Origin of the sequence: Cypionkella sp. (genome assembly GCF_030652235.1) — a bacterium.
Taxonomy (GTDB): domain Bacteria; phylum Pseudomonadota; class Alphaproteobacteria; order Rhodobacterales; family Rhodobacteraceae; genus Cypionkella.
Map to the genome: position 1 here is coordinate 1 of NZ_JAUSBA010000032.1, position 18656 is coordinate 18656.

The window sequence follows — 18656 nt, forward strand, 5'->3', positions numbered from 1 at the left end:
GCCAACACCGTCTTCGACAGCTACGATAAAATCCTCGACCAATGCGCCGCAGCCTGGTACTTCTTCGCGAACGAACCGGCAGCGATAACCTCGATCATGTCCAGAGACTGGGCAACGGTCAATATCTAGGGCCGTTGGTATAATTCTATATAATAATTTAATATCATAGCTTTGCCATAATAACCTCATGTGTTACATGAGGTCTTTATGGCTGCTCTATTGCGTCGGGTGTGGCGCGGCTGCGCTCGGTCAGTGTGATGTAAAGCGCGCAGGCGATCAGCACGGCGACGCCGAGGAAGGTCAGGGCATCGGGGAAGTCGCCGAAGAAGTACCAGCCGACGACGGTGGCGACCACCATCTCGGTATAGGCCAAAGGGGCCAGCAGCGAGGCCTCGGAATGGTCATAGGCGCGCACGATCAGGTAGTGGCCGAAAGTGGCGATGGCACCTAAGCCTGCGCACATCAGCCATTGCATGGGCGTTGGGCTATGCCAGACGAAGGGCATCGCGAGGCTGAGAAATGCCGCTCCGACGGCATTGGTTTGGAAGGTGGTGACCATGGCGGGCGCGCGGCCCGAAATGTGGCGGGTCATCACGAAATAGATCGCAAGAAAGCTGCCTGCGGCCAGTGCCAGCAGGCTGCCGGGGTTCATAGCGACAAAGCCGGGGCGGATGATGATCAAGGTGCCAATGAAGCCCACGGCGACGGCGGCCCAGCGGCTGCGTGGCACGGCTTCTTTCAGCACCAGCGCGGACAGCACGGTGACGATGAGCGGCTGCACGAAGAAGATCGCCAGCGCGTCGGCGATCGGTAGGTACTTCAGCGACAGAAAGAAGCAAAAGGTAGCGAGGATCAGGAAGGTGGCCCGCAGGCTGTGGTAGACGGGGCGGTCGGGGATCAGGCCTTTCGCGCCTTTGTGGGGCAGCGCGAAGGGCAGGGCCACCAGCGCGCCGACGCTGAGCCGCGCCCAGACGATTTGCAGCACCGGCACGCCCTGCTGGCCAAGGAATTTCGCGAAAACGTCGATGAAGGGCAGACTGGCCATCGCGCCCAGCATGAAGGCAACGCCGATCAGTGGCGAGGCGGGCGGGCGGGGCATGGTCTGGCGTCCTGCAACGGGGGGCCTTTCGGGGCGTTGGTGTCTGTCTAGGGGGGGCGGGTTGCGGGGTCCAGCCTGTTTGCGACATCGTGGCCGGGGATAGCCTTGGTGCTGACATTGTCAGTCTGGCTGGCGGCGGATGGCTGCGGCGCTGCGATTTTGGGCGATCTGCTGAAAAATCACGCGGATTTGTGGACGCGGCCCGGTTGTAGGGAGTTTCGGCCTTCACCCTGCCGGGGGCGCTGCTATGATGGTTCGAAATTGCAATGCAGGCCTGCCATGCCCTCCGCTACGTCAAACGCCATGCGCCGCCCCGTTGTCGGGATCATCGGCAATGCGCACACCATGAACGAGCGCTATGAGGTGCATGCCGCCGGGCATATCAACTCGGAAGCGGTGGCGGAGGTGGCGGGTTGTGTGCCGCTGATCGTGCCTGCCGATCCTCGGTTTGTCTCAGTCGCCGATCTGATGGCGGTGTGTGATGGGTTTTTGCTGACCGGGGGCCGCCCGAATGTGCATCCCGATGAATATGGTGAGCCGGAAACCCCGGCGCATGGCGCGTTTGATCGCGGCCGCGATGCGATCACGCTGCCGCTGATCCGGGCTTGCGTTGAAAGCGGGCAGCCGTTTTTGGGGGTATGCCGGGGGTTTCAGGAGGTCAACGTGGCCATGGGTGGCTCGCTTTATCCCGAGATCCGCGATTTGCCGGGACGATTGAACCACCGGATGCCGCCGGATGGCACGATGGAAGAGGTGTTCGCGCATCGCCATGTGGTGAAATTCACCGAAGGCGGGGTGTTTCATCATCTGATGGGGGCGTCCGAAGTGATGACCAATACGCTGCACGGGCAGGGTGTGGCGCGGGTGGGGGGCCGGATTGTGATTGACGGCACCGCTCCGGATGGCACGCCTGAGGCGTTGTATGTCAAGGATGCGCCGGGGTTCACGCTGTCGGTACAGTGGCATCCCGAATGGAATGCGGCGAATGATCCGGTGTCGCAGCCTTTGTTCAGGGCGTTTGGCGATGCAGTGCGGGCTTGGGCGGCGCGCGTTTAGGATTGCTTAACCAAAGCGCGGCAGAATTTGTGCATGTCCGCTTTGCCCCCGATCCGTGAGCAGCAATTTTTCAGGGAGCTTTTGGGCTCGTAAGCCGCGATGAGCGGCGCAATCATCCGACGCAAGGTTCGCCATGTGGAACGCTACATTGGGCGCGAGGCGTTCTTTTCAGAGACAAAACGGCGGGGGTTTCCGGTGGTGAAAAATGCCGGGCAGTTTGTGATTTTATGTGACAACAAGCCGATCCGACGGCTTTGATCGGCGATTTTCGCGCGAAAAGCGTCTGCGGAATTCGCGCGAATTCCGATCCCGATTGGCGTTGTTGGCGCAAACATTGGCGGTATACTGCGGCCAGAATATGGGGAGAATGATGATGAAGCGTTCGCGTATCAATGAAATTATGGCTGCGGCAGAGGACCTGATCGGCCAATTTGGCTTTGTCTTGCCACCCTTTGCCAACTGGACTCCGGCTGAGTTCAAGGCGGTCAAACCGGTTGCTTCGCGGCTGATCGAGGGGCGTTGTGGCTGGGATATCACCGATTACGGCCAAGGCCGCTTTGATCAGATGGGGCTGTTTTTGTTCACCTTGCGCAATGGCTCTCTGGCGGATCTGCAACGCGGCGGTGGCATGTGCTACGCCGAAAAGCTGTTGATTTCGCGGCAAGATCAGCTTTCACCGATGCACACCCATGTCATTAAGGCCGAAGATATCATCAACCGGGGCGGGGCCACGCTGGTGGTTGAACTTTATGGTTCGGACGACAAAGGCAACTGGGCGGCGGATCGCGGTGGGCTGGTGCGCTGCGATGGTATTGAGCGGGCTTACAAGCCGGGTGACAAGCTGAAACTTGCGCCTGGCGAGTCGGTGACGCTGATGCCGGGAGATTGGCACGCGTTTTGGGGCGAGGGCGGCGATGTGTTGATTGGCGAGGTTTCCACCGTCAACGACGACGTCACTGACAACGTGTTCCGCGAGCCGATTGGGCGGTTTGCCGATATCGAGGAAGACGTAGCACCCACGCGTCTGCTGGTCAGCGATTACGATAAGTGGCTGTGAGGCTTGCGAAAATCTAAGCATTAAAAAAACCCGCCTCAAACTGAGGCGGGTTTTTTGTTGGCCAAATCGCTTCGCTTATGGCTGCGGGCAGAGGCCGTTAACCAAGGGCACGGCGCAGACAGCAGGGGCTGCCGGAGCCGTCACCACGGGCGCGGTTGTGGCTGCCGGAGCTGTCGCTGCTGGCAATGTAGCCACCGGAGCAGGTGCTGCCGGCGCGGTTACTGCAGGCGCGATTGTGGCTGCCGGCGCGGTCGCTGCTGGTGCTGTAGCCACCGGAGCCGTGGTTGCCGCCGCCGGGGCAGTCGTCTCGGCGGGAACCATGGTCGCATCCGGGGCGATGGTTGCGGCGGGCGATGCCTCAGCGGGGGTGAGTGTCGCCGCTGGCACTGCGGGCAAAGTCGTGGCACCCGGCAACATGGGCGGGGTCGTGCTCAGCACCGGGGCCACGGCCACGGCCTCAACCGGGTCGGGCTTTTTCTTTTTCGGGGCCGGTGGTGGCAGTTTCAGCTTTTCAGGATAACTGCCGTCGGCGTTCAGCACCACGACCTTGGCGCCATCTTGCACGCGGTTGTACAGATCCATCACGTCTTGGTTGATCATGCGGATACAGCCCGATGAGGCGTTCTTGCCGATCGAGAACCATTCCGGCGTGCCATGGATGCGGTAGCCGTAATCCACACCATTGGTGGTCAGATACAAAGCCCGCGCGCCCAGCGGGTTGGTCGGCCCGCCGGGCTGGCCCTTTTCCCATTTCGCAAGCTCGGGGTGGCGCTCGATCATTTCTGGTGGCGGCGTCCATTTCGGCCAATGCGTGCGGTTGGTGATGTTGGCCACACCTGCCCATTGGAAGCCCGCGCGGCCGACAGCGATGCCGTAGCGTAGCGCGGTGTTTTTGCCGTTGATGTAATAGAGGTGGCGCTCGGACGGCGCGATGATGATGGTGCCGACCGCTTCGGCGCTGTCGTATGCGACCTGCTGCACCTGGAATTCCGGCGGCACTTTTTCGACTGGCACCGTTGGCACCGTTATGCCGCCATCGCTGACGCCTGCATAATGCAGCGCATTGTCGGTTGGCACCGGGGCCTGTGCGACACCCGGGGTCGCGCCGGGAAGAGTTGTGCCCGGCACGCAGGCTGCGAGTGTCAGCGACAAAGCTGTCGCTGCCAGAAGTTTAACCGTCAAAAAACGCATCCGTCAGCCTATCACAAAATGGGGCGGCAGAGGAGTGCCGCCCGGATTCTCTTGTAAAGACGCTAGTGGAGCCGAAAAGCAAGGTCAAAGCCCTTGTTTCCAACATGCATATAATCACAAACCCGTGGGGTAGCGCGCATCAGGGCCGCGCCACAGGCTTGTGCATCTGGTGCGCCGTTACAGAGTCGTACGCAGATGCCAAAGTTCGGGAAACAGCTCGACATCCAGCATCCGGCGCAAGTAGCTGACACCGCCAGTGCCGCCGGTGCCGCGTTTCAACCCGATGACACGCTCGACCGTGGTGACGTGGTTGAAGCGCCAGCGGCGGAAGTAATCTTCGAAATCGACCAGCTTCTCTGCCAACTCGTAGGCCTGCCAGTATTGCGTGGGGTCGCGGTAGACGGTTTCCCAGACCCGTTGCACGCCTTCATGCACCGTCCAAGGCTGGCGCAGATCGCGGTTCAGCACCTCGTCGGGCACCGGCAGGCCCGCGCGGGCGAGGTGGCGCAGAGCCTCATCATAGAGGCTAGGGCGGGCGAGTTCGGCTTCCAAAAGGGCGGTGAGGTCGGCGCGGTGGGCGTGGGGCTTTAGCATGGCCAAGTTGCGGTTGCCGACGGCATATTCGATCAGGCGGTATTGCCAAGATTGAAAGCCCGAGGATTGCCCCAAACCTTCGCGGAAGGTGGTGTAATCCGACGGCGTCATGGTGCGCAGCACGTCCCAGGCATTGTTCAACTGCTCAAAAATCCGGGAAATCCGGGCGAGCATCTTGAAGGCTTCCGGCGCGCGGTTGTCGGCGATGGCCTGACGGGCAGCGTTGAGTTCGTGCAGCGCCAGTTTCATCCACAGCTCAGACGTCTGATGCTGGATGATGAACAGCATCTCATCATGCGCCGGGGTCAGTTGGCGTTGGGCGCTGAGGATCTGGTCGATGTGCAGATAATCGCCGTAAGACATCCGCCCGTCGAACGACATCTGCGCGCCCTCAGAGGCGGGGTTGTAGGGGGGGGCGTGCATCGGGCAGCCGGATTTTGGATCGGTGGTCATTCATACTCTCCTGTCATTTGGGTTTCCCCCGAATGGGGCGTCAGGCGAAGGAATGAGTTTGGCAGTTCAGCACCGAAAGATTGCCGATGGTGCGCCATTGGGCGATCCATCCGGCGGGGCGGCAAAGCGCGGCACTTGTAGCTTTCACATTGGTTAAAATACTCCCGCCGGAGGCTTCGGCGGCGGGCCGGGGAGCCTCCGGCGGGAGTATTTTTGCCAAGATGAAATTCGAAGGCATCAGGTGACTTTCGCGCGGGTTTTGTAGTCGGGTCGGTCCCAGAGGTTGTTTTGCATGATGTCGGCGATGATTTTGATCGCCTTGTCAACGTCAGCCGCGTCGATGAACAGGGGCGTGAAGCCGCAGCGGATGATGTCGGGCGCGCGGAAATCGCCGATCACGCCGCGGGCAATCATGGCTTGCATGATGGCGTAGCCTTCGGGGTGGCTAAACGAGACTTGGCTGCCGCGATCTTGGTGGTTGCGGGGGGTGGCGAGGGTCAGGCTGGGGCAGGCGGCTTCGATACCGGCGATGTATTGGTCTTGCAGGCGCAGCGAGGCGGTCCGCAATTCGGTCATGTCAACCGTGTCCCAGATATCCAGCGAGGCTTCCAAAGCGGCGAGTTGCAGGATCGGCGGGGTGCCGACGCGCATCCGCTCGGCCCCCGTCGCGGGGCGGTAGTCGAGATCGAAGGCGAAGGGGGCGGCGTGGCCTTGCCAGCCGGAAAGCGCCGGGCGGGCGATATCGGCATGACGGGGGGCGACGTAGATGAACGCGGGGCCGCCGGGGCCGGAGTTGAGGTATTTATAGGTGCAGCCGACCGCGAAATCGGCGTTGCATTTGGCCAGCTCAACTTGGAACGCGCCTGCCGAATGTGCCAGATCCCAGATGGTGAGCGCGCCGTGCTGGTGGGCGCGGGCGGTGATCGCGGCCATATCATGGCGGCGTCCGGTACGGTAATCGACTTCGGTGATCATGGTGACGGCCACGCTGTCGTCAATTGCTTCCAGAACGTCCTCGGGGGCGACGGTTTTCAGTGTGTAGCCGTTGCCCAAGGTGCGGCAGAGCCCCTCGGCCATATAGAGATCAGAGGGGAAATTGCCGGTGTCCGACAGGATCACCTTTCGGGTCGGGTTCATCTCAAGGCAGGAGGCCAGCGCCTGATAGACCTTGATCGACAGGGTGTCGCCCATCACCACATGGCCCGCCTCGGCCCCGATCAGGCGGGCAATGCGGTCGCCGACGCGCATCGGTTTGTCCATCCACGCGGCTTTGTTCCACGCGGTGATCAGCATCTCGCCCCATTCGGACGTGACCGTCTGCGCCACCCGTGCGGCGGTTGCGGTCGGCAACGGCCCCAGCGAATTGCCGTCGAGATAGATCATGCCCGTGGGCAGGTGGAACTGGGCTTTGGTGGCGGCGAAATCGGTCATGGCAGGCTCCTTCAGGCACAGCGTCGCACGGCGGTTTGGGGGCAGCAATAGGTGGAATGGGTAAAAATTTCAAGCTTGAAATTGTTTCGATTCGAGCCGGCCTGCGCGGGGTAAGAAGAGTGTTTGCGCTATCAGGCGGCTTTTTTGGTAGCGTCTTGAAATGCAATGATATTCAGCGGCGGGAAATTCGTCTGTCTGGATGGTTTTGCGCGGAATTTTCGCCCCAAGCGTGGGCTGGGGCCGCTGTCATCTGTTGAAGCCGACAGGTTTTTCGCCAAAAGCGGCAATCAAGCGTTGAACTATCGGGCGGCAATGCTAAGCCTCAGGGGGATTTGGCGGTCACGGTTGCTCCTTGAACCGCGCAAACTACGGGGGAACACGGTGAAAATAGGTGCGTTGAGCGAGATTTTTGCGGGCGAAAACCGGGTGGCGATGACCCCGGATTCAGGCCTGCAACTGATGAAACTGGGGCATGTTTGCGTCATTCAGGCCGGGGCGGGGGCGAAGGCGGGGTTTGCGGACGCTTTATACGCCAAGGCGGGGGTTGAGGTTCTGGCATCGGCTGCCGAGGTGATTGCGGCGGCGGACGTGCTGGTGAAGGTGCGCGGGCCGGAAGTGGCCGAGGCGCAGGCTTTGCGCGAGGGTCAGACGCTGATCTCGATGTTCTGGCCTGCGCAGAACCCGGAGTTGTTGGAGATCGTCAAGGCACGCGGTGCGACCGTGGTGGCGATGGATATGGTGCCGCGGATCAGCCGCGCCCAGAAGATGGACGCGCTGTCGTCGATGGCGAATATCGCGGGCTATCGCGCGGTGATCGAGGCCGGGTCGAACTTTGGACGGTTCTTCACGGGCCAAGTGACGGCGGCGGGCAAGGTGCCTCCGGCCAAGGTTTTGGTGGTCGGCGCGGGTGTGGCTGGGCTGGCGGCGATTGGCACCAGCGTGTCGTTGGGCGCGATTGTACATGCGTTTGACGTGCGACCGGAAGTGGCCGAGCAGATTGAATCGATGGGCGCTTCGTTTGTCTATCTGGAGTTTGACGCCAGCGAGTTGCCCGATGGGGCCGCGACGGGCGGCTATGCGGCGCCCAGCAGCCCTGCCTTTGCGGCCAAGCAACTGGCGAAATTCCGCGAGCTTGCGCCAGAGATGGACATTGTGATTACCACCGCGCTCATCCCCGGACGGCCCGCGCCAAAGCTGTGGACCGCCGATATGGTGGCTGCGATGAAGCCGGGCTCGGTCGTGGTTGACCTTGCCGCCGAGCGCGGCGGCAACTGCGATCTGACGGTGATGGATCAGAAGATCGTGTCCGAGAATGGTGTCACGATTGTCGGCTATACCGATTTCCCCAGCCGGATGGCGGCACAGGCAAGTACACTTTATTCCAACAATATCAGGCACATGCTGACAGATCTTACACCAAAGAAAGACGGTGTGATTGATCATAACATGGGCGATGACGTGATCCGAGGCGCGACAGTGGCGAAGGATCACGAGATCACCTTCCCGCCGCCGCCGCCAAAGATTGCGGCGATTGCGGTGCAAAAGCCGAAAGAGAAGGTCAAGGAATTGACCCATGACGAGAAGCGCGCGGCAGAGACGGCGGCGTTTAAGACGGCGACCCGCAATCAAGTTGCGATGCTGGTGATCGGCGGCGGGTTGATCCTGCTGGCGGGGCTTTATGCGCCTGCGGCCTTCATGTCGCATTTTATCGTGTTTGTGCTGTCGGTTTATGTGGGCGTTCAGGTGATCTGGAACGTCAGCCATTCCTTGCACACGCCGCTGATGGCGATCACCAATGCGATTTCCTCGATCATTATCTTGGGCGCGCTGATGCAGATAGGCTCGGGCAACTGGTTGGTTGTGATCCTTGGCGCTTTGGCGGTGTTCATGGCGGGGATCAATATTTTCGGTGGCTTTATGGTCACAAGGCGCATGCTTGCCATGTTCCAGAAGTCGTAAGGGAGCGCACATTATGGAATATGGATTCACCACGGCGGCCTATGTGGTCGCAGCCGTTTTGTTCATTCAGTCCTTGGGTGGGCTTTCGGGGCAGGAAAGTGCCAAGCGCGCGGTTTGGTATGGCATCGTCGGCATGGCGCTGGCGGTGGCGGCGACTTTGTACGGGCCGGGGGCAAGTAACTGGTTGATCTCATTGGTTATGATTTCCGCAGGTGGTGCGATTGGCTGGGTTGTCGCACAGCGCGTGCAGATGACCGAGATGCCGCAGCTGGTGGCGGCGATGCACTCGTTGGTTGGTTTGGCGGCAGTGTTCATCGGCTATAACACGCATATTGAGATGGTGCGGGTTGTGGGCATGGACGAGGCTGCGCGGGCGGCCTTGAACGGCTTTGCGGCGGTGATTGCGCATAAATCTGGGGTCGAAGTGTCGATCCTGCGGGTGGAAACCTTCCTCGGCGTGTTCATCGGGGCGGTGACGTTTACCGGCTCGGTGGTGGCCTTTGGCAAGCTGGCGGGCAAGGTGGATGGCAAGGCGAAAAAGCTGCCGGGCGGGCATCTGCTGAACGCGACGGCGGCGCTTGTGTCGCTGGTGCTGCTGGTGGCCTATCTGCAAACCGGATCGACCTTTGCGCTGCTGGGCATGACCGTGGCCGCGTTGTTCATCGGCTATCATCTGATCATGGGGATCGGCGGGGCGGATATGCCGGTCGTGGTGTCGATGCTGAACAGCTATTCCGGCTGGGCTGCTGCGGCGATTGGTTTTTCGCTGTCGAACGATTTGCTGATTGTTGTCGGGGCTTTGGTGGGGTCTTCGGGCGCGATCCTAAGTTACATCATGTGTAAGGCGATGAACCGTTCGTTCATTTCGGTGATCTTGGGCGGCTTTGGCGGCACCACGGGCCCGGCGATGGAAGTCACCGGCGAGCAGGTGGCGATTGATGCCGAAGGGGTTGCGGCGGCTTTGAACGATGCCGACAGCATCATCATCATTCCGGGCTATGGCATGGCGGTGGCGCAGGCGCAGCAATCGGTGTCGGAACTTACGCGGAAATTGCGGGCGGCGGGTAAGACCGTGCGTTTTGCGATCCATCCTGTAGCCGGGCGTTTGCCGGGGCATATGAACGTGCTTTTGGCAGAGGCGAAGGTGCCTTACGATATCGTCATGGAAATGGATGAGATCAACGACGACTTCCCGACGACGGATGTGGCAATCGTGATCGGCTCGAACGACATCGTCAATCCGGCGGCGCAGGAAGATCCGAATTCGCCCATCGCGGGGATGCCGGTGCTGGAATGCTGGAAGGCCAAGCAAGTGTTTGTCAGCAAGCGCGGGCAGGGGACGGGGTATTCTGGAATTGAAAACCCGTTGTTTTACAAAGAAAATACCCGGATGTTCTATGGTGATGCGAAGAAATCTCTGGACGCGTTGTTGCCGATGATCGACTGAGCAAAGCTGCGCGCAAGCACGCAGCCAACCCATGCCCCCCCGGCCTTTGTGCCGGGGGTTTGTTTTTGTGCAACAGCGTGGGTGCATACCCGGGTATTCTGCGAAAATGCTGGCCCTTGTGGCACGGACGCGCCCAAGTGGGTCATTGCTTCTGACGTAAGGTTTGAATGATGACCACCGACCACCCCCTCCGCTATGCTCTCGTCAACGAGCTGCACGCGCGGCCCTTCCCCGCGCTGAGTGCACCCTGCGTGGCGGCGTATATCGCAATCAAGGAACCGGTGGAGGCGCAAAACCGGGATCGCGAGGCGGATCGCGCGCATTTACTGGCGCTGCTGGACCGCAATGGATCGTCGCATCCGCAGCCCGATGCGACGCATTTCTCGGGGTCTTTGGGGCGGGCGGACGTGAAATGGGAAAGCCATACCGAGTTCGTCACCTATTCGGCCTTCACTCCGGTTTTGTCGGCGCGGGCGTTTGACCCTGCCGAGATGGAGGTTTTCCCCGAGGATTGGGTTGAGGCTGCGCCGGGCAAGCGCGTGGCTGCGGTGCTGATCCGGGTCGAGGTGATGGAAGATGAGCCCGCGATGCTGGAAAAGCTGGAGGCATGGTTTGTGCCCGAAAGCCTTGCGGTGGCGCGGGTGGTCGATGGTGCGGCGCTGATTGCTGGGGATTTCAGAATTGATCCGGCAGGCAATATGCGGTTCGCGGTGTTCGTGCAGCCCGACACCGGCGCACGCCGTATTGGCCGGATTGTGCAGCGTTTGTGCGAGGTGGAAACTTACCGCGCCATGTCGATGCTGGGGCTGATGCGGGCGCGCGGGCTGACCGGGCGGTTGAACGCGCTGGACCCACGGCTGTCGGCTTTGGTGTCGGGCTTGGACGGCGTGTCGCGGCCCGCCGAGGCGGCGTTGCATGAATTGCTGGCGATTTCGGCGGAACTTGAGTCTCTGGCGGTGCAGCACAGCTTCCGGTTTGGCGCGACCGGGGCCTATGAGGCGATTGTGAACCAGCGGATTGAGGCTTTGCGTGAGGAGCGCGTTCAGGGGCGGCAGACCTTTGGCGAGTTCATGATGCGGCGCTATGATCCGGCGATGCGGACGGTGAAATCCGCCGAGGCACGGCTGGGCTCGATGGCGGAACGGGCGCAACGCGCGGCGGAACTGCTGCGCACGCGGGTGGATGTAGAACGATCAGCGCAGAACCAGAAGCTGCTGGAAAGCATGGACCGCCGCGCCGATCTGGCGCTGCGCCTACAGCACACCGTTGAGGGATTGAGCGTTGTGGCGATCAGCTATTATGCGGTGACTTTGGCGGGCTATGTTGCCTATCCGCTGATCGAGGAGCTTGGAATTTCCAAGGGCGTGGCGATGGCGGTGCTGACACCGGTGGTGGTGTTGGGCGTGTGGTGGGCGCTGCGGCGGATCAAGGCCCGAATGCAGTAAATTCGCCGCAAAGATTGCGATTCAGGGCGGCTTGGCGCTGGGGTTCGGGCAGGCTGAGCACATGCGCAAGTTTGGTGTAGGCTGCCTCGGGGGTCATATCGTGGCCGTCAATCACACCCGCCTCCAGCAGCAAATTGCCCGCCGCGTAGGTGCCCAAAGCGATGCCGCCCTTGGGCGATTGGCTGATGGCGATGATTGGGGTTTGGCGAGTTTGTGCCGCCAGAAGGCCCGCACGCAAGGCGGGGGTTTCTGGTAGGGTGCCTGCGCCGAACACCCGCAGAACGATGGCATCAAGGGTGGTGAGGGCATGGGCGAGGCAGGCTTCCGACTGGCCGGGGGCCATGCTGAGGATGCCGATCTCGCAGGGTTGGTAGCAGGTAAAGCTGGGGGTCTTGCCCGGTTGCAGCGGCGGTTTGGCGCTGCGGCTGGCGGTGAAGGCATCCAGTGCAGAACTGTGGGCTTTGCGCACCCGCGCGCCATGCAGCAGTTGGCCTGCGAATTGCACCCAGATGCCGGGCGGGGCGGTTTCGGCGGCTTGCAGCGCGTCGGACAGGTTCTGCAAGCCGTCCGATTTCTCCACCGTCAAGGGCCGCATCGCGCCTGTCAGGATCACCGGGCGCTTCAGACCTGCCAGCGCAAAGCACAGAGCGCTGGCGGTGAAGGCCAGCGTGTCGGTGCCATGGGTGACGATGAAGCCGTTGTAATCGCTGTGATTGTCCACGATGGCTTGTGCGATGCGGTTCCAATCGGCGGGGGTGGCTTGTGCACTATCGATCAACGGCAGCAGGGGCAGCAGGGTGACATCTGCCACGCGCAGATCGGCCAATGCAGCCTCGATGACACCCTCAGCGGGGGCAAAGCCTTCGGGCGTCGCCCCCATCCCAATGGTGCCGCCGGTGTGTATCAACAGTGACTTCATTTCAGATCAGCGCCCCCGGATGCGCGGGTCCAAAGCGTCGCGCAATCCGTCTCCGATGTAGTTGACCGACAGCACCGTCAATGAAATCGCAAGGCCGGGCCAGATCACCCGCTCGGGGTAGACCTGCATGTAGGACAGGCCGTCAAACAGCAACCGACCCCATGTCGGGAAATCGGGCGGAAAGCCAAGGCCAAGGAACGACAGCACAGATTCGGTGATGATCGCCTCGGCAATCCCCAAGGTGGCGGCGACCATGACGGGCGAGACGACGTTCGGCAGGATGTGCCGGGTGATGATGCGGCGCGAGGCCGAACCAATCGACCGGGCGGCCAGCACATATTCGCGTTCCTTCAGCGCCAGCACTTCGCCGCGCACAATGCGGGCGGCTTGCATCCAAGAGGTGATGCCGATGGCAAACACGATCAGGGTAAACGCGCCAAGTTCCGGCCCCAAGATGCTGGCCGCGCGGTCGCGGAACAGCATCATAATGACCAGCAATAGCGGCACCAAGGGCAGGGCCAGAAACATATCGGTCAGCCGCATCAGCGGGCCGTCAAGGCGGCGGTAATAGCCCGCCAGCACCCCGATCAAGGTGCCGAAAATAATGGCGATCATCATGGCGACGAAACCCACGGCAAGGCTGACTTTGCCCGCAGCAATCATCCGTTGCAGCATGTCGCGGCCCAACTGATCGGTGCCCAGCGGGAAGCGCAGGCTGGGGCCCTTGTTCTTTGATTTCAGCGCCTCAACCACCGTCAGCTTTTCGGGGTGCCACAGGTAGGGGCCAATCACCACGGCGATAATCAGCAGCGACAGCACGACAAGGCCAAACACCGCGCCCTTATGGCTGCGGAATTGGTGCCAGATCGCGCGCAGCGCGCTTTCAGGTTTTGGGATGGCGGTGATCACCTCAATCATAGCGGATCCTTGGGTCGAGCAAGCCGTAAAGCACATCGGCAATCAGGTTGAAGCTGACGATCAGCACAGCAAAAATGAAGGCGAGGGTCTGCACCATCGGCAAATCGCTGGCATGGATCGCGCCGATCAGCGCAGCGCCGATGCCGTTCACGCCGAACAGGTTTTCGGTGATGATAGCGCCCCCGAAGATCGACGGGATGCCCAGCGCGATCACCGTGACCACTGGGATCATCGAGTTGCGCAGCACATGTTTCAGCACCACCACACGCTCGGTCAGGCCTTTGGCGCGGGCGGTGCGGACATAATCCATCCCCATATTGTCAAGCATGGAGGACCGCATATAGCGGCTGATCACAGCGGCATTGGCAAGGCCCAAGGTCATCACCGGCATCGCCATTTGCTGGAGTTGTTTGACGAAAGACGGCCAGTCTGTGACGCTTAGGTTGGTGTCATACTTGGTCGGAAACCAGCCAAGCGTGACGGCGAAGATGATGATGATCAGGGTGCCGGAAAAGAACGTCGGCACTGAAAAGCCGATCATGGCGAACAGCGTGCCCAACTGATCAAACAGCGAATATTGCCGGTAAGCCGAGTAGATGCCGATTGGCAAAGCGATCATCACGCCAACAAGGTAAGCGGTGCCGATCACCGTCAGGGTCTGCGGGATGCGCTGACCGATGATGGTGAACACCGGGGCGCGCGATTGCCAAGACAAGATGCGCTGCTCACCGCCCGCCCAGTTTGTGCCGAACCAACCGTCGAACAGAGTGGCGGGTTCGACCCAAAAAAACTGCCGCAGCCACAGCACATAGCGCACGAACACCGGTTGATCAGCGCCCAAAGCCTCCATCATTTTGCGACGCACGTCGGGCGGGACGGTCAGCGGGATTTCCGACATCGGCGAGCCGGGGGCGAGATCGACCAGCAAAAAGATCACCAAAGAGATGACCAGAAGCGTCGGGATGGCCAGTAATAACCTGCGGAGCGTGAAGGTGAGCATACGCGGCGACGCCTTTGGTCAGATCTTGGGGGAGGGGTGAGGGTGGAGCAGAGGGTGTAGGGGGAAGGCGCTTGCATAGAGGAAAGTGCTGAAGCTGGTGGAGCGAGCGGGTCGAGGAGAGGTGGTAAGGCCATCGAGAATACAGCCGGGTTCGCAGCAACTGCAAAGGGTGGCGGGGCCCATCACGGGCCCCGCCAAAAGCATTTACTTCACGCGGAACCAATCAGCCACGTTCCACATTTCCGAATCCCAAGCGTTGATTTTCACGCCGCCAAGGGTGTTGGAATGGGCCGACAACGTGCCGCGGTGTACCAACGGGATCACGGTCATGGAGTCTTTCGTCACCATATCATTGAGTTCCTTGGCAATTTTCTGACGCTCGGCCACATCAACCGTGGTGGTCAGAACCTTGACCTTGGCATCATAGGCCGGGTCGCAGAAGCGGTTCATGTTCTCACCCTGCCATTGGTTCTCAGGCGAAGGCGCGTTCACGCACTGGTATTGCGACAGATACGTCTCAGGATCAGTGCCGTCCGAGTTGTTGGCATACATCTCAACATCGGCATAGAACTTCTGGAACGTATCGGGCGAGCCCGCATCGCCGCCGAAGAACACCGACGGGTCGATGGCTTTCAACTCAACATCCACGCCCAGCTCGGTCCACCAATCCTTGATCAAGGCTTGGAAATCCTGACGGATCGGGTTGACGGTAGATTGATAAAGAACGTGCAGCTTCTTGCCGTCTTTTTCGCGGATGCCATCGGCACCGGGAACCCAGCCTGCTTCATCCAGCAGCTTTTTCGCGCCTTCCATATCCTGCGCGATGCAGCCGGTGTTGTCGGAAGCCCAAGCGTCCGGCGCGGGCACCACGTTGCAGGTCGGCTTGCCGCCTGCGCCATAGCCCACGTCCGACAGGATTTGACGGTCGATGGCCTTTGACAGAGCGGTGCGGACCTTGATATCCGACAGGAACGGATGCGGATGCTTTGCGGTCGAACGCTCGCCCTCCGGCAGCGCCGGATCGGGGTCGGTCATGTTCATCTCGATGCGTTCCACCAGCGTGCCGAACGCCACCACGAACTCACCCTTGCCAGCGGCGGTCATCGAGGCTTGGCTGTCGGGCGGAATTTGGGTGTTCCAGGCGTAGTCGAATTCGCCGGTTTCCATCACGGCGCGGGCCGAGCCTTCGGCATCGCCGCCGCCTTTGATCACGGCGGAAGCAAAAGCGGGCTTGGCCGGGTCACGGTATTGGTCGTTCATCGCCAAGGTCACGGTGTCATTGACGGTAAAGCCAGTGACTTTGAACGGGCCAGTGCCGATCGGCATGTTGTTCGGATCGGTACAGGTCGGTGCCGCCGCCCCTTGGCAGGCCGCGAATTGCGCCTTTTGCAGGATCGGCGACAGCGCGCCGACGAAAGCGGTGTAGGGGTTTGGTTTCGGTCCGGTGAAGGTGACTTTCACGGTCGAGGCATCGACAGCCTCAACCTTTGCCACGCCGTCAAATTTCGACAACTGCGCGCAGCCGCCTGCTGGGTCCATGCAATACGCCGCCGTGAACACCGCGTCATCGGCGGTGACGGGCGAGCCATCCGACCATTTCAGATCGGGCAGCAGTTTCCAAGTGATGCTGGTCAGATCGGCCGAGATGCCGCCGTTTTCCAGCGTTGGGATTTCGGTGACCAGTTTCGGGATGATAACGCCATCGGCGTCAAAGCCTGCCAGCGGCTCCAACACCAGCGACGCCGCATAGACGTCCTTGGTGCCCGACGACAGGAACGGGTTCATGATCGAGACGGCCTGCGGGAAGGTGAACTTCACCTCGCCATCAGTGCCACGATCTGCGAAGGCAGCAGGCGCGAACGACAGCGCGCAGGCCGCCCCGAGAAGGGCTGTTTTCAGCTTCATTGATACTCTCCTTGTTGATTGTGCTCTTTGGCCTCAGATGTCCCGGTTGATCCGGTTTGGGGGGCGTAAAGGAAGCAGGCGACATGGCGGCCCGGCTCAACCTCTTGCAATTCGGGTTTCTCGACGTGGCAGCGTGCGAAGGCTTTCGGGCAACGGGTGGAGAAGTTGCAGCCCTTTGGCGGCCTTGCGGGTGAGGGCACATCGCCTTTGAGGATAATGCGCGGGCGGCGGGCCAGCGACGGGTCTGGTTCATTCACCGCCGACAGCAAAGCCTCGGCATAGGGGTGCAGCGGCTTGGCAAACAAATCATCGCGCGGCGACAGTTCGGCAATCCGGCCCAGATACATCACCGCCACGCGGTCGGCGATATGGCGCACCATGGAAAGGTCGTGGCTGATGAACAGATAGGTCAGGCCCAGCTTTTCTTGCAGGTCTTCCAGCAGGTTGACCACCTGCGCTTGGATCGACACATCCAAAGCCGCAATCGGCTCGTCACAGACGATGAACTTCGGGTTCAAGGCCAAAGCCCGCGCGATACCGATGCGCTGGCGCTGGCCGCCGGAAAATTCATGCGGGAAACGGTTGGCAAAGCGGCGGTTCAGACCAACGGCATCCATCAACTCATAGACCCGTTCAAGACGGCGGTCGGCGTTCCACTTGGTATGCTCGACCAGCGGTTCAGAGATAATATCCGCCAAAGTCATTCGGGGATTCAGACTGGCCTGCGGGTCTTGAAACACCATCTGCATCGTCGGGCGTTTGCGGCGCAAAGCTTCCGGCGTAAGCTTGGCAATATCCTCACCCTCAATCACCACAGCGCCTGCGGTCGGCTCGTACAGCCGTAACAGCGCCCTGCCCACGGTGGATTTGCCGCAGCCAGATTCGCCCACCAGCCCAAGGGTTTCCCCGGCTTGAATGTTAAACGACACCCCATCCACCGCTTTCACATTGCCGGTATGGCGGCGCAGGATGCCGGAATAGATCGGGAAATACATCTTCAGCCCGTCAACCTGAACCAAGGGTGTGGTGGCGGCATCAAACATGGCTGGCCTCCCCAAGTGCGGCACGGTGCGGCCTTGCGGGCGCTGCTTGCCGCGATGACGCCTTCAAGGGCGGAAGAGCGGCGTGATCAAACATCAGCAGTCTCCGCTGGGACGGGTGCTGCGACCCAATGGCAGGCAACATCATGGCCTAGGCCCAAGGCCAGTTGATCGACGCCGTGGCGCTTGGGGTTTTCCACCTCACAGCGCTCAAACGCATGGATGCAGCGCGCACGGAAGGCGCAGGCACTGGGCGCGGTGGTCATGATCGGCGGCTGGCCTTCGATCACCTGCAACCGCTTTTCTCGCGCCCCGGTCAGCGAGGGAATGGTTTTCAAAAGCGCCCGCGTATAAGGGTGCTGTGGATTGGCAAACAGGTCTTTCACCGGGGCCTGTTCCACAATCTGGCCGCCATACATCACCATCACCCGATCGGCGATGGCGGCAATCACCCCCAGATCGTGGGTGATCCAGATGATCGCCATGCCCAGCTTGACGCGCAATTCCTTCACCAATTCAAGGATCTGCGCCTGAATGGTCACATCCAGCGCCGTGGTTGGCTCATCGGCGATCAACACATCAGGATCACAGGCCAAAGCAATCGCGATCATCACCCGCTGGCGCATGCCGCCGGAAAATTGATGCGGATAATCGCCCAAGCGCTTGGCCGCATCGGGGATACCGACCAGTTCCAACAGCTCCACCGCCCGCGCCTTGGCCTGCGCTTTGTTCATCCCCATGTGGCGGCGCAAGGGTTCGGCGATCTGAAAGCCGATGTTGAACACCGGGTTCAGGCTGGTCATCGGGTCTTGAAAGATAAAGCCCACCTTGGCACCGCGCACATTGCGCAACTGCTCGGGCGTGATCTTTAGCAGATCAAGATCGCCCAGCATCACCGTGCCCGCGCGAATTTCCGCAGGTGGGCTCGGCAGCAAACCGATCAGCGACATCATCGTCACTGACTTGCCAGACCCACTTTCGCCGACAACACCCAAAAGCTCGCCGCGTTCCAAATGGAAGCTGACATCGTTGACGGCGTGAATCTCGCCTCCACGGGTGCGAAATACGGTTTTCAGCCCCCTCACATCAAGGATGGGCGCGGCCCTATCGGGCATATGTAACTCCCCAGGTCGTTGTTATTC

At 60.9% G+C, this 18656-nt stretch carries 15 protein-coding genes; 5 read left to right on the forward strand and 10 right to left on the reverse strand.

Going from position 1 to position 18656, the window contains the following annotated elements; genetic code table 11:
• Positions 1-205: 205 nt before the first annotated feature.
• Entirely contained in the window at positions 206-1099 is an 894-nt protein-coding gene (locus Q7V03_RS09665) for a DMT family transporter (RefSeq protein WP_304925390.1), read from the reverse strand.
• Between the two features lie 303 nt (positions 1100-1402).
• Here Q7V03_RS09665 and Q7V03_RS09670 point away from each other — a divergent pair, with 303 nt between their 5' ends.
• Both Q7V03_RS09670 and Q7V03_RS09675 read left to right on the forward strand, forming a co-directional pair.
• Positions 1403-2155, forward strand: a complete 753-nt coding sequence (locus Q7V03_RS09670) for a gamma-glutamyl-gamma-aminobutyrate hydrolase family protein (RefSeq protein WP_304925477.1) — start codon at positions 1403-1405, stop codon at positions 2153-2155.
• 373 nt (positions 2156-2528) lie between these two features.
• Positions 2529-3212, forward strand: coding sequence for a D-lyxose/D-mannose family sugar isomerase (locus tag Q7V03_RS09675; protein ID WP_304925391.1), 684 nt, complete (start codon positions 2529-2531; stop codon positions 3210-3212).
• A 75-nt stretch (positions 3213-3287) separates the two neighbouring features.
• On the opposite strand, the gene Q7V03_RS09680 is transcribed toward Q7V03_RS09675, so the two are convergent.
• The 3 genes from Q7V03_RS09680 to kynU form a co-directional block, all read right to left on the reverse strand.
• Positions 3288-4403, reverse strand: coding sequence for a L,D-transpeptidase (locus Q7V03_RS09680; protein WP_304925392.1), 1116 nt, complete (start codon positions 4401-4403; stop codon positions 3288-3290).
• A gap of 177 nt (positions 4404-4580) precedes the next feature.
• Entirely contained in the window at positions 4581-5450 is an 870-nt protein-coding gene (gene kynA, locus Q7V03_RS09685) for a tryptophan 2,3-dioxygenase (RefSeq protein WP_304925393.1), read from the reverse strand.
• A 237-nt stretch (positions 5451-5687) separates the two neighbouring features.
• Positions 5688-6881 carry a kynureninase gene (gene kynU, locus Q7V03_RS09690; RefSeq protein ID WP_304925394.1) on the reverse strand — a complete coding sequence of 398 codons (1194 nt, stop codon included), beginning with the start codon at positions 6879-6881 and terminating at the stop codon, positions 5688-5690.
• Between the two features lie 381 nt (positions 6882-7262).
• On the opposite strand from kynU, the gene Q7V03_RS09695 reads away from it, so the two are divergent.
• From Q7V03_RS09695 to Q7V03_RS09705, 3 genes are all read left to right on the forward strand, one after another.
• Positions 7263-8840, forward strand: coding sequence for a Re/Si-specific NAD(P)(+) transhydrogenase subunit alpha (locus Q7V03_RS09695; RefSeq protein ID WP_304925395.1), 1578 nt, complete (start codon positions 7263-7265; stop codon positions 8838-8840).
• A gap of 13 nt (positions 8841-8853) precedes the next feature.
• Positions 8854-10287 carry an NAD(P)(+) transhydrogenase (Re/Si-specific) subunit beta gene (locus tag Q7V03_RS09700; protein WP_304925396.1) on the forward strand — a complete coding sequence of 478 codons (1434 nt, stop codon included), beginning with the start codon at positions 8854-8856 and terminating at the stop codon, positions 10285-10287.
• 170 nt (positions 10288-10457) lie between these two features.
• Complete coding sequence (locus tag Q7V03_RS09705; protein ID WP_304925397.1) at positions 10458-11732, forward strand: DUF3422 family protein; 1275 nt, start codon at positions 10458-10460, stop codon at positions 11730-11732.
• On the opposite strand, the gene Q7V03_RS09710 is transcribed toward Q7V03_RS09705, so the two are convergent.
• The 6 genes from Q7V03_RS09710 to Q7V03_RS09735 form a co-directional block, all read right to left on the reverse strand.
• A complete protein-coding gene (locus tag Q7V03_RS09710; RefSeq protein ID WP_304925398.1) occupies positions 11713-12651 on the reverse strand; it encodes an asparaginase in 939 nt (312 codons plus the stop codon). The two genes, Q7V03_RS09705 and Q7V03_RS09710, sit on opposite strands and share 20 nt — an antisense overlap.
• Before the next feature lie 6 nt (positions 12652-12657).
• Entirely contained in the window at positions 12658-13569 is a 912-nt protein-coding gene (locus Q7V03_RS09715; RefSeq protein WP_304925399.1) for an ABC transporter permease, read from the reverse strand.
• Positions 13562-14569, reverse strand: coding sequence for an ABC transporter permease (locus Q7V03_RS09720; protein WP_304925400.1), 1008 nt, complete (start codon positions 14567-14569; stop codon positions 13562-13564). The genes Q7V03_RS09715 and Q7V03_RS09720 overlap by 8 nt, the downstream gene beginning before the upstream one ends.
• Before the next feature lie 204 nt (positions 14570-14773).
• Positions 14774-16474, reverse strand: a complete 1701-nt coding sequence (locus tag Q7V03_RS09725) for a peptide ABC transporter substrate-binding protein (RefSeq protein ID WP_304925401.1) — start codon at positions 16472-16474, stop codon at positions 14774-14776.
• Entirely contained in the window at positions 16471-17517 is a 1047-nt protein-coding gene (locus Q7V03_RS09730) for an ABC transporter ATP-binding protein (RefSeq protein WP_304925402.1), read from the reverse strand. Before Q7V03_RS09730 ends, Q7V03_RS09725 begins: the two co-directional genes overlap by 4 nt.
• Before the next feature lie 86 nt (positions 17518-17603).
• Positions 17604-18629, reverse strand: coding sequence for an ABC transporter ATP-binding protein (locus tag Q7V03_RS09735; RefSeq protein ID WP_304925403.1), 1026 nt, complete (start codon positions 18627-18629; stop codon positions 17604-17606).
• Positions 18630-18656 lie beyond the last annotated feature (27 nt).